The organism is Aeromonas sobria (assembly GCF_000820145.1).
In the GTDB taxonomy this organism is placed as follows: Bacteria; Pseudomonadota; Gammaproteobacteria; order Enterobacterales; family Aeromonadaceae; genus Aeromonas; species Aeromonas sobria.
This window is the reverse complement of record NZ_CDBW01000035.1, coordinates 126169-137708: the sequence shown is the minus strand read 5'-3', so window position 1 is coordinate 137708 and position 11540 is coordinate 126169. Positions and strand designations below refer to the sequence as shown.

Here is an 11540-nt window from a genome sequence, read left to right as displayed (position 1 = left end):
ATTGGGACAGAGCCTTTTTTATTGCCCCGCCATCCAGCCCTGCTTTTTATTCACTCAACAAATTCGATAAAAACAATATTATCGCCCAGGCACATCACGATCTCCGTCACAGAACACCAATACACTCATCATCTGCAGCAAACCCTTTTGACTATCGTCAATTTATTGATATCCATATCAATCATAATTACTCAGATTAAATAATTATTCATATGGAGCTTAATGATGACGGATAAAACACGCTCGGTGAGCATAGGCAGTTACTTGGCACTGGCCTTTGCCGTGGTCTTCTTCTCGGGGCTACTGCAATCTGGCGAGTGGTATGGGGTTTTCGATTTCACCACGCTGAACGGTTCGTTCGGCACCATGGTGCAGAGCGTCAGCGAGAACGGTGACGGCATCAAGACCGCCATGACCGACATGCGCGGCAAAGGGGGCAACGGTGCCCGTGATGGCTTCCTGTTCGCCCTGACCTTGATCCCCACCGTGATGTTCGCCCTCGGCATGATCAACGTACTGGAGCACTACGGCGCGCTGGAAGTAGCCCGCAAGTTGCTGACCCCGCTGCTGCGTCCGCTGATGGGGATCCCCGGTAATACCGGTTTGGCGCTGATCGCCTCCCTGCAGAGTACCGATGCCGGTGCTGCCATGACCCGCCAGCTCAAGGATGAAGGGCTCATCACCAAGCGCGAAACCGACGTATTCACCATGTTCCAGTTCTCCGCGGGTGCCACCATAGTCAACTTCTTCTCCTCCGGCGCCGTGCTGTTCACCCTGACGCTGGCGGACGGTAGCCCGGCGGTCAGCTCCTCCATCGGTCTGGCGGTCATTGTGATGTTCGCCTTCAAGTTTGTCGGTGCCAACCTGTTCCGGGTCTATCTCAACATGACCGAAGGCAAGCACGTCGATAGCAGAAACACCCAGCAGACCCTCAACACTCAGGAGCAAGCCAAATGAGCCAGGCCAACGTCAAAAAACCCATCGTCACCGATATCTTCGTCGAGGGGGCCAAAAAGGGCTGGGTCATCGCCACCACCTCCACCGTCCCCAACGTGCTGATGGCCTTCGTGATCATCAAGGCGCTGCAGATCACCGGCGCGCTGGATGCCATGGGTGCCATTTTTGCACCTATCATGGCCATCTTCGGCCTGCCCGGTGAGGCGGCGGCCGTGCTGATCGGCGCCTGGATGTCGATGGGCGGTGCGGTCGGCGTGGTCATTACCCTGTTCGATCAGGGGATCCTCAACGGCACCCATATCGCCATTCTGGCGCCAGCCATCTACCTGATGGGCTCCCAGGTGCAGTACATGGGCCGCATCCTCGGCTGTATCGGCACCGAAGGGCGCTACATCCCCATCATGGTCGCCATCTCGGTACTCAACGCCTTCGGCGCCATGCTGGTGATGAACATCCTTATCTAACCCGGACCTGATAGTGGAGCAATCAATGACTTTTTCTCTGGATCAATACCTGGCCGAACTGGCCCCGCTGATCAATCTGGATTGCGGCTCCCTGCACCAGCCGGGCATTGCGGCAGTCGCCGACCTGATGGCCGCCAAATATGAAGCCATGGGCGGCTGGCAGATCAAACGGGTCGACTGCGGCGTCGCCGGAGTGGGGCTGGAGATCCGCAACCAGCCTGATGCAGCGCAGATCGATGTGATGCTGATCGGCCATATGGATACCGTCTTCCCGCTCGGCACCGCCGCTGCCCGCCCGATGAGCGTCGATGGCGAGCGCGCCTACGGCCCCGGTGTCTCCGACATGAAATCCGGCCTGCTCAACATCGTCTACGCCCTGCGTGCCCTGCCCCGTGAGGTGCGCGACAGCTTGAGCATCTGCGTCTGCATGAACCCGGACGAGGAGATCGGTTCCCTGCACTCCAGCGACTGGCTGGCATCAGTGGCCAAACAGGCGAAGCAGGTGCTGGTGGCCGAAGCGGCCCGCGCCGATGGCTCGTTGGTCAAGGCGCGCAAGGGGATGGCCCGTTATCGCATCGACTTCACCGGCAAGGCTGCCCACGCCGGCAACGAGCCGCAGAAAGGACGCAGCGCCATCACCGAACTGGGTCACTGGATCCTGGCTATCAACACCCTGACCAACTTCGAGAGCGGCACCACCCTCAACATCGGTGTTGTCGAGGGGGGCAACGGCGCCAACATAGTGCCAGCCCATGCCAGCGCCGTGGTGGATGTACGTTTCTGGGACAATCAGGAGTACCAGCAGATCAACGATCACCTGCTCACCCTGGCCGAGCGGCCGCATCTGGACGGCGTCACCATCCGGCTGACCCGTGAGGCCCACAAACCGGCCATGGTACCGTCAAAAGGCACTCAGGCACTGATGAAGCTGGTGGAAGAGTGTGGTGCTGAACTGGATCTGCCGATCAGCTGGCAGGAGGTGGGGGGCGGCTCCGATGCCAACCTGACCGCCGCCCTCGGCATCCCCACCCTGGATGGTCTGGGCCCTATTGGTGCCGGTTTCCACAGTGACGAGGAGTATCTGGATCTGGCCAGCATTGCCCCGCGCATCGAGCTGCTGGTGAAGGTGCTGACCCGTCTGGCGGCCTGACAGGCTCTCACGTAAAAAAGAGGGCCAGCCGGTTTGCACCGGCTGGCCCTCTGTTCATCTGCTCCCACAGACTGATTGCAGCGCTTCGCGGTTACTCCATCGGTGACAAGAAGCGGCGCATCACCTCGTCGGCATGCCCCCCTTCCTGAAATTCTACCAGCGCCTGATTGAGGGTATTCACCAGTTCATGGGCGCGGGGGGAGCCCTTACTCACCAGCAGATAGAATCCCTTGCGACCGGGATGGGCGAGATGCAGCAACCCGCTCTCGCTGTGGTAGATGCCAAGGCTGATGCCGCTCATCAGCGGCTCTATTTCACTCGGCAGAAAGTCACAGCGATCCCGCTCCATCATGTCCAGTGCCTGCTGCAACTGCTTGACCCGGCGTGGCTCCTGCGCCAACCCATAGGGGGTGTAGTTGTAGCCGATTACCCCGCACACCCGGGAGCGGTTGACCGTCTGCAGATCCGGTGGCTCGGGGAAACGGCGCTTGAGATAGAAGAAACCGAGGTGGGTGTAATAGAGGGGCACGCTGTAGAAGGCAAACTCGGCCCGCTCCGGCTTGTAGCTGGCATCCCAGGTCAGCTCACACAGACCATTCTGGCGATAATCCGCCAGCTCCTGCTGCACTCGCGCCCAGGGCAGATAGCGGATCTGGTGCGACAATCCACCCTTTTGCAACGCATCGAGCACTAGCGTGGTGGCCGAACCGGTGAGGCGGCTGGTATCGGGCACCCCGTCCTTACGCTCCCAGTAGGTAAAAGGGGCCCACTCGTTGCCATCCCCCAGACAGATCTGTACCGGCTGCTCCTGCCCCCATAACGCGGGGGACAAGATGGCTATCGCCAATCCAGCCCACCATGTTGCCGCTCGCTTCATCTCCTGCTCCCGAACTGTTTATCCCCCTTGCAGCTTAGCCCAGAAGGGATAGACCTCACTTTGCAAGGGTACCTTCATGCCACAACGCCAGCAGCTTGGCCGGAATGGAACCATAACGCAGCTGCGGCGTCTGGTGCCAGTCAGCCAGCTTTTGCAGGGCTTTCGCCAGATCCTGTGCAAGCTGGCGGGTCACTCTCACCCCGGCTTCCAGGTAGAGGCTCTTGATCTCGAAGATCCCCTGCTGGCGATGGGCCTTGGCATCCATCCTGCCCACCAGCTTGCCGCGATGTAGCAGTGGCAACACGAAGTAGCCGTATTGGCGCTTGGGGGCCGGGGTATAGCACTCGATGCGATAGTCGAAGTTGAACAGTTCACTGGCCCGTTTGCGATCCCACACCAGCGGGTCGAACGGCGACAAGGCAGTGGTATGGGTTGCCTTGAGACGGCCCTCCTCTGCCAGCGCCAGCTCATCGGCCAGCGATGCATGCACAAAAGCGCCGTGCTGCCACCCCTCCACCCGTACCGGCAACAATTCACCCTCATCCGCCAGCTGATGGAGCAGGGCGTCGTACTTGCCGCGCCGCAGCCGGTAGTAATCCGCCGCCCAGCCGGTTTTGATCAGCCCCAATGCCCGGCAGCTGGCGCGCACCATGTCCCGCTGCGCCTCTTCGACACTCGGCAGATCCCGCGGGTCATCCCACTCGGGGATGACCCGCTCGGCCAGGTCATAGACTCGCTGAAAGTTGCGCCGCTCCCGCACCATCAGCTGACCGGTGGTAAACAACACCTCCAGATGGCGCTTCTCCGGCTTCCAGTCCCACCAGCCGCTCCCCTTGCCGGTTGTGCGTTCAAAGTCGGCCGCCCGCACCGGGCCATGGTGACGAATGCGTTCGATAAGCTGGCCAATCTCCTGCTGATGGGTAGCGAGCCAGTTGGCCGAAAACTTCCAGCCCATGGCGGCGGGATCGAGCATCCGGTGGCGCAGCAGCCGGTAATCCTCGCGGGGCACAAAACAGGCCTCGTGGGCCCAATATTCGAAGATCTCGCCGTCGGCCAGCAGTTGCTCCAGCCAGCGCGGTTCGTACTGGCCAAGCCGGCTAAAGAGCACCAGATAGGGGCTGCGAGCCACCACCGAGATGGTATCGATCTGCAGCAGCGCCATGCGGCGAATAGTGGCCAGCAGATCGGCCGGGGCAGCCTTGCTGCGACGGGGGGCGAGCAGCCCCTGCGCCGCCAGTTGCAGATGACGGGCATCTTGCAGTGACAAATGGGTAATCGACATCAACAACTGCTCCCTGGTATCTGACCATCGCGCGCCCGGCTGGTGGCCAACAAAACCGGGGAAGGCACCACGCTGGCACGCCCCCCACCCTTGTGTGCCTGCGCCGCTATGGGTGGGCGGGGGGCAAGACCAGCTGATTGACCACCTGCATGATCTCTTGATAAGTGGCCTCTACCGTCTCGGGGGTCGGCTCCAGAATGAGGTCATCGGCATAGCCGTTGATGAGGGAGGTGATCTGGCGCGCCAGTCGCCGGGCATCGCCCGCCACAAACTCACCGCTGTCGATCCCCTTTTGCAGAATCTGCTCCAGCACCTCGCGCCACGCCAGAATGATTTTGCGGTAGTTCTCGGCAAACACAGGGTCGCGCAGCGACTCGTTCCAGGCATCGAGATAGATGGCCCAGGAGGCATCCTGACTGGTTGGCAGGTTGTCCCGCACGAACAGCGGCAACGCTTCGCAGGCCGGCAGCGGCAACAGCCACTCGCGCTGCTCGTCGATCTCCTGACTGGTGAAACGCTCCACGGCGCAGAGGCAGAGCTCCTTCCAATCCTTGAAGTAGTGGTAGACGTGGCTGCGTGCCAGACCGGTGCGTTCGGCAATATCACGGGTAGACGATGCCGCCATCCCCTTCTCTCGAAACAGGGCCAGTACGGCCTCGATGATCATCTCTTTGCGCTGTTCTGCTGATGGGCGTGCCATCTGACCTCCTGCGATACCAATCGATCTGCTTGACTTTGAGCAGTCGCTCAAACAAACTTTGAGCACTTGCTCAAAATGAGCATTTCCGACATCTTAGGAGATAACCCATGACAACACCACCCACTTCGGCAGCCAGTTGCGACGAGCAGGCCACGCCGTTGCCACACTCGGCCGGTCGTTCGCTGGGGGCGATTGCGCGGGCCAATCCCCTCAAGCTGGCGGGCACCTTCTCGCTGGTGGCCCTCGAAAATATCCTGCTGGTGATCTATCCCCTGTTCGCCGGCTTTGCCATTGACGCCATCGTCAAAGGCCAGTGGTGGCAGGCTTCAAGCTACGCCCTGATCGTACTGCTGTTCTGGCTCATCGGCGCCCTGCGCCGGGCGGTCGATACCCGCACCTTTACCCATATCTATGCGGCACTGGCGGTGCCGGTGATCCTGACCCAGCGCCAGCAGCAGGAGGGGCAATCCACCATAGTGGCGCGGGTCACTCTGGCGCGGGAGTTTGTCGACTTTTTCGAGAAACATATCCCGATCCTGGCCACCAGCCTGATCTCCATCGTCGGTGCGGCCGTGATGCTGATGGTGATCGAGTTCTGGGTCGGCATCGCCTGCATGGGGGTATTGCTGCTGTTCGGCCTGCTGCTGCCCGGCTTTTCGCGCAAAAACCAGCTGCTGCACGAGCGGCTCAACGATCGGCTGGAACATGAGGTCAAGCTGGTCACCCATGCCCAGTCTGCCAGTCTCTCCCGCCACTACCGCGCGCTGGCATGGCTCCGCATCCGGATTTCGGATCGGGAGGCGCTCGCCTTTCTGGCGGTCGGCATCAGCGCCTCCCTGCTGTTCCTGCTGGCCATCACCATGCTGATAGCCCAGCCCCAGGTCTCGGCAGGCCATGTCTATGCTGTGATGACCTACCTCTGGAACTTTGTCACCAGCCTGGATGAAGGGCCCGGTCTTGCCGATCAGCTAGCCCGGCTGCGAGACATAGGCCGCCGGGTCAATACCGCCCAACCCGATTGAATGATTTGAAATTTTGTATCTGCAACCGGAGTAGAAGATGAATCCGACCACCCTTTGCCAACGAGCGTTGACCATGTGCATCAGCTGTTTTTTCCTCGCCGCCTGCGGCCCCAAGATGAGCGACTTTGAGCCCAACACCAGCTACTGGTTCAAGGAGAAACCGGCAGCGGAGAGCGCCCCGCTGGCACAAGACATGAAGGTGGATATCGCCATCGTCGGCGGCGGCTACAGCGGCCTCTCCAGCGCCTGGCATCTGGCCAAGGCCAATCCATCGCTCAAAATCGCCATCTTCGAAGCGAAACAGGTGGGCAGTGGCGCCTCGGGCCGCAATGGCGGCATGGTATTGCCGGGCTCCGAGGTGATGGATCTCGACGAAGAGGGGGAAGCGAGCAAGCGCCACTACGATCTCACCGTCGCCAGCATGCGCAAGCTGCAGGCGCTGGTTGCCTCAACCGGCGTCGAGGCTGACCTCAAGCTCGATGGCTATGTGGAGGCGATCCTCGATGAGGAGGATATCCCCGAGTACCGGGACTATGTGAAAACCGCCAATCGCCTCGGCATCCCGCTCCAGTACTGGAACGCCGATACCACCGAAGAGAAACTGGGCACCGATCGCTACGTGGGGGCGGTGTACGACCCCAATGGCGGTCAGGTACACGCCATGAAACTGGTCAACGCCCTGCGCAAGGCGGTGGAGCAGGCGGGCGTCACCATCTATGAGCAGAGCCCGGTAATGGGGATCAAGGAGGGCAAGCAGATCGAACTGAACGTGGCCGACAACTACAAGGTGACCGCCGACAGCATAGTGCTGGCGACCAACGGCTATACCTCAAAACTTGGCTACTTCAGCGGCCGGGTCTTTCCGGTACACGCCCAGAGCGCCGTCACCGCGCCGCTCAGCAAAAAGCAGCTGGCCGCCATCCAGTGGCAAAGCCGGGTGCCCTACTATGACACCCGCAACATCCTGTTCCATCTGGTGTTAACCCCGGATAACCGCATCGTCATCGGCGGCGGCAATGCCGAGTACGTCTTCAACGACGGCCTCAACTACAAGGGCGACCTCAACCGGGTCAGCGAGATGATGATGACCGAGCTGGTGACCCTCTATCCGGCCCTCAATGGGATCAAATTTGAGCAGGTGTGGGACGGGGTGCTCGGCATGACCGGCGACAGTACCGAAGCGGTAGGGGTGATGGGGGATCACCAGAACATCTATTACGCCCTCGGCTACAACGGCCACGGCATCAACCTCTCCTTCCTGTTTGGCGACATCGTAGCCAGCCTCTATCAGGGCAAGGAGCACCCCTGGTTCAACCACGCGGAGCAAACCCTGCCGATGTGGCTGCCGCCAGAGCCGTTCAAGTCAATCGGCGTCAAATCTGCCCTGATGTACTACCAGTGGCAGGACAAGGGCTACAAGGAGTAGAGCCGGGCAAGAAACAGCCGAGTAACAGACGAAGGCACGCCTCAGGGCGTGCCTTTTTTCAATACCGCCACATCGGCGTGGGGGAAGCTGAGTTCGGCCTGCCAGCTGGCGGCCAACACCTGAAACGATGCCTCGGCAAAGAAGACGATGTGGGTCGGGTCGTGGCGATAGCGCCAGTTTTTAAACCGCTCGTCACTGAGCACCCGCTGGGTCTGCAGCACCAGCAGGCCACCGGGCTTGAGGCAATCCCACAACTGCGCCAGCACCGTGCGCGGCTCGGCGATATGCTCGATCACCTCGGTACTGGTGATGAAGTCATACTGACGCGTCAGCAACTCGGGAAAATCGGCGTAGAACTTGTCATACCCCGCTATCTGGTAACCCGCCTCGCGCCCCATCGCCACCAGCGCCGGGCCCGGGCCACAGCCAAAATCGAGGCCACTGGCAGGTAGCGGTACCCGCGCCAGCACCTCGCCAAAGGCCCGCATCAGAAAGGTGCGATAACGGGGATCATCCACCCGGTTGTCGTGACCGTCATAGACAGCCTTCTCCGCCGCCTCATCCAGATGATCCGCCTCATCCAGCCAGACCAGCTCGCACGCGAGGCAGCGATGATAGCGCTTGCCCGCCACCGGCAGGGGGTAAGCACGGAGGCTGGCACACAGGGGGCAGCAGACGGTGGATGACATGGCGATTCCTCAACAGTGACAGCGGCGCAGATTGCCTGCCATGCCTGCCGCTGGCAACTGTTTTTCAACACTGTTCAGCCGGTATGGTTTGCCGAATCTTTTTGGCTCCTTAAGGGTTTCTTAAGTTTGCCCTTTTACTCTAAACCCATCGAAAGAGAAGGAGTCACCCATGACCATCGAGATCCAAGCCCCCTACAGGTTGATCCTGGCCGAGTCCCCGCAGCAGGTCATGGCGCTGCAAACCTATATCCAGGCCGCCTATACCCTCGAGTTCAACGCCCGCATCCCCCATTTTCTGCCCTGTCTGCTGGGGCTCTATCGGGCGGACGGGACGCTGGTCGGCGCCTGTGGTCTCAATCATGCCAGTGAGGGGCCGCTCTATCTGGAACAGTATCTGGAGCAACCTATCGAGGCCGCAATTAACACCCGCCTCGGGGTCTATCCGGCACGCAACCGCATTATCGAAGTGGGCAATCTGGCCTGCAGCGAACCGGGCAATGCCCGCCTGATGTTTGCGGCGCTGTGTCGTCTGTTGTGTGAAAACGCCCTCGACTACGTGGTCTTTACCGGCACCGCCAAGCTGCGCAACAGCTTTGCCCGTCTGCAACTCAATCCGGTGGAGCTGGCTCTCGCAGAGGCCCATCAGGTGGGTACCGATGCCGACGCCTGGGGTGAGTACTACCGTTGCCAACCCAAGGTGATGGTGGGTGACATCAATCAGGGACGCGAGGTGCTGGCCCAGAGCAGTCTGCTGCTCAATCTGCTGGCCCCCATGCCGACCCTGTTTGACGAGACCAGCGAGAGCAGTGACAACCAGACCCATCAAAAAAGGTGCGCCCAATGAGCCTGTTCGACGCCATCGCCAAACATGCCCGCGAGAATCCGCAATCCCCTGTGCTGCTGAGCAGCCAGCAGCGTCTCGATTACCAGACCCTGTGGCAACAGATCCAGCGTCTGGCCAGCCAGTTGCAACAGCTCGACATCAGCCGTCTGGCGCTGCAACTGGACAACGGCCTGCCCTGGGCGCTGCTGGATCTCGCCTGCACCCGCGCAGGTATCGTGGTGATCCCGGTGCCCCACTTCTTCAGCCTGGCCCAGCAAGAGTGGTTGCTGGAGAGCAGCGGCGCCGATGCGCTGGTTGGCCCTGCCCATCAGGGATGGCACGCCGCCGAGCCGCTCTTGCTGGTCAGCGGAGAACTGCCGCTGTGGCGCCATACCCCGGCCAATCGACCGGCGCTGCCCAAGGGCACCGCCAAGATCACCTACACCTCCGGCACCACGGGCCAGCCCAAGGGCGTCTGCCTGTCACTGACCCAGATGATGGCGGTGAGCAATGCACTGGCCGAGCGGGTCGCTGTGGCCAAGGTGGCCAAACACATGACCCTGCTGCCGCTGGCCACCCTGCTTGAGAACATCACCGGCCTCTATGTGCCGCTGCTGACCGGCGCCTGCAGCCGCATTCCATCCCTCGGGGTGCTCGGCTTCACCGGCTCCAGTTCGCTCAATGCAGCCATGCTTGGGGAGGCCCTGCTGCGCTGGCCAACCCACAGTCTGGTGCTGGTGCCCGAACTGCTGCGCCTGCTGCTGGCACTCTGCACCAGCACCCCGACGCTGGCCCAGCAGCTCAAGAGCCTGCGCTTTATTGCCGTCGGTGGCGGCAAGGTGGCACCTGACCTTATCGCTCATGCCCGCCAGCTCGGCCTGCCGGTGTATGAGGGGTATGGCCTCTCGGAGTGCGGCTCCGTGGTGGCACTCAACAGTCCGGATGCTGACAAGCCAGGCAGCGTGGGCCGCCCCCTGCCCCACTGCCAGGTCACCATCGCCACCGACGGCGAAATTATGGTGAGCGGCAGTGCCATGCTGGGGTATCTCGGCAGCAACGAACCGACTCCCGAACAGATTGCCACTGGCGACCTGGGACGTCTGGATGATGAGGGCTACCTCCATATCACCGGGCGCAAGAAGAATGTCCAGATCACCGCCTTCGGCCGCAACTTCTCACCGGAGTGGGTGGAGGCCGAGGCCCAGCTCTGCCCCGCCATCGCCCGCATCGTGGTCTTTGGCGATGGTCAACCCGCCAACGTGGCGCTGATCCAGCCCCTGCCGGGCAAAGAGGCGGACCTGCCACGCCAGATCGCCGGTCTGAACCAGCGGCTGCCCGATTATGCCCGGCTGCACCACTGGTTGCCGGTGGCACTGGATCAACATCCCGGGCTGCTGACCGCCAACGGGCGCCCTCGTCGCAACGAGATTTACCAACACTTTTCCCAGCAAATTAGCCAATGCCTTACAGGAGAATCCTCATGAGCTTCTATCAGACTCTGCAACAAGCCACTGCCAGTGAGCGTGAGCATCTGTTCAACGCCCCCATCATCGAAGCCTGCCGCCGTGGCGACATCAGCCGTGACACCTATCTCGCCTTTCTGGCGCAGGCTTACTACCACGTGCGCCAGACCGTTCCGCTCTTGATGGCGACCGGCGGCAAGCTGGGTCAGGAGTACGAGTGGGTACGCGGTGCCCTTGCCGAGTACATCGACGAGGAGTATGGCCATCAGGAGTGGATCCTCAACGACATCCGCGCCTGTGGCGGCGATGCCGAGGCGGTGCGCCACGGCCAGCCCGGGCTGCCCATCGAGCTGATGGTGGCCTTCCTCTACGACCAGATCCAGCGCGGCAACCCCATGGGCTTCTTCGGCATGGTGCAGGTACTGGAAGGCACCAGCGTAGCCATCGCCCTCACCGTCGCAGACCAGCTGAAGAGCGGCCTCGGACTGCCTCCACAAGCGATGAGCTACCTGAGCTCCCACGGTACTCTGGATCAGGAGCACCTCAAGTTCTTCGAATCCCTGATGGATCGGGTCGAGAGCCCGGCGGATCAGGCGGCCATCATCCACGGGGCCAAGGTGGTCTACCGCCTCTATGGCGAGATGCTCTACAACCTCACCGCCACTGTGTAAATCGGCCGCAGACAGC

13 protein-coding genes are annotated in these 11540 nt (G+C 61.3%); 9 read left to right on the top strand and 4 right to left on the bottom strand.

What is annotated here, in order from left to right; all coding sequences use genetic code 11:
- The 4 genes from BN1135_RS22480 to BN1135_RS16260 all read left to right on the top strand — a co-directional run.
- On the top strand, nucleotides 1-200 hold a 200-nt coding region (locus BN1135_RS22480; protein WP_223290150.1), incomplete at its 5' end, for a hypothetical protein.
- A 25-nt stretch (nucleotides 201-225) separates the two neighbouring features.
- Nucleotides 226-957: a nucleoside recognition domain-containing protein gene (locus tag BN1135_RS16270; RefSeq protein ID WP_139245283.1), complete on the top strand. Its 732-nt coding sequence runs from the start codon at nucleotides 226-228 to the stop codon at nucleotides 955-957.
- Nucleotides 954-1421: a YjiG family protein gene (locus tag BN1135_RS16265; RefSeq protein WP_042022933.1), complete on the top strand. Its 468-nt coding sequence runs from the start codon at nucleotides 954-956 to the stop codon at nucleotides 1419-1421. Before BN1135_RS16270 ends, BN1135_RS16265 begins: the two co-directional genes overlap by 4 nt.
- Before the next feature lie 25 nt (nucleotides 1422-1446).
- Nucleotides 1447-2571 carry a M20 family metallopeptidase gene (locus tag BN1135_RS16260; RefSeq protein WP_042022931.1) on the top strand — a complete coding sequence of 375 codons (1125 nt, stop codon included), beginning with the start codon at nucleotides 1447-1449 and terminating at the stop codon, nucleotides 2569-2571.
- 91 nt (nucleotides 2572-2662) lie between these two features.
- Here the strand turns inward: BN1135_RS16260 and BN1135_RS16255 are convergent, their stop codons facing one another.
- From BN1135_RS16255 to BN1135_RS16245, 3 genes are all read right to left on the bottom strand, one after another.
- Entirely contained in the window at nucleotides 2663-3448 is a 786-nt protein-coding gene (locus BN1135_RS16255) for a substrate-binding periplasmic protein (RefSeq protein WP_042022929.1), read from the bottom strand.
- A gap of 55 nt (nucleotides 3449-3503) precedes the next feature.
- The gene (locus BN1135_RS16250; protein ID WP_042022928.1) at nucleotides 3504-4730 is read right to left on the bottom strand and encodes a winged helix-turn-helix domain-containing protein; all 1227 of its coding nucleotides are present in this window, start codon (nucleotides 4728-4730) and stop codon (nucleotides 3504-3506) included.
- A gap of 106 nt (nucleotides 4731-4836) precedes the next feature.
- Nucleotides 4837-5430, bottom strand: coding sequence for a TetR/AcrR family transcriptional regulator (locus tag BN1135_RS16245; RefSeq protein ID WP_042022927.1), 594 nt, complete (start codon nucleotides 5428-5430; stop codon nucleotides 4837-4839).
- A 107-nt stretch (nucleotides 5431-5537) separates the two neighbouring features.
- Between BN1135_RS16245 and BN1135_RS16240 the strand changes: the two genes are divergently transcribed.
- Entirely contained in the window at nucleotides 5538-6452 is a 915-nt protein-coding gene (locus BN1135_RS16240) for an ABC transporter six-transmembrane domain-containing protein (RefSeq protein WP_042022926.1), read from the top strand.
- Between the two features lie 37 nt (nucleotides 6453-6489).
- Nucleotides 6490-7878: an NAD(P)/FAD-dependent oxidoreductase gene (locus tag BN1135_RS16235; RefSeq protein WP_042022925.1), complete on the top strand. Its 1389-nt coding sequence runs from the start codon at nucleotides 6490-6492 to the stop codon at nucleotides 7876-7878.
- Nucleotides 7879-7919: 41 nt separating this feature from the next.
- Here BN1135_RS16235 and BN1135_RS16230 read toward each other — a convergent pair whose 3' ends face one another.
- Complete coding sequence (locus BN1135_RS16230) at nucleotides 7920-8567, bottom strand: class I SAM-dependent methyltransferase (RefSeq protein ID WP_042022924.1); 648 nt, start codon at nucleotides 8565-8567, stop codon at nucleotides 7920-7922.
- Nucleotides 8568-8736: 169 nt separating this feature from the next.
- On the opposite strand from BN1135_RS16230, the gene BN1135_RS16225 reads away from it, so the two are divergent.
- Genes BN1135_RS16225 through BN1135_RS16215 form a run of 3 tightly spaced genes read left to right on the top strand, consistent with a single transcriptional unit; the run spans nucleotide 8737 to nucleotide 11524 of the window.
- A complete protein-coding gene (locus BN1135_RS16225; protein WP_042022923.1) occupies nucleotides 8737-9411 on the top strand; it encodes a thermostable hemolysin in 675 nt (224 codons plus the stop codon).
- Nucleotides 9408-10874, top strand: a complete 1467-nt coding sequence (locus tag BN1135_RS16220; RefSeq protein WP_042022922.1) for an AMP-dependent synthetase/ligase — start codon at nucleotides 9408-9410, stop codon at nucleotides 10872-10874. The genes BN1135_RS16225 and BN1135_RS16220 overlap by 4 nt, the downstream gene beginning before the upstream one ends.
- Nucleotides 10871-11524, top strand: coding sequence for an iron-containing redox enzyme family protein (locus tag BN1135_RS16215; protein ID WP_042022921.1), 654 nt, complete (start codon nucleotides 10871-10873; stop codon nucleotides 11522-11524). The genes BN1135_RS16220 and BN1135_RS16215 overlap by 4 nt, the downstream gene beginning before the upstream one ends.
- Nucleotides 11525-11540 lie beyond the last annotated feature (16 nt).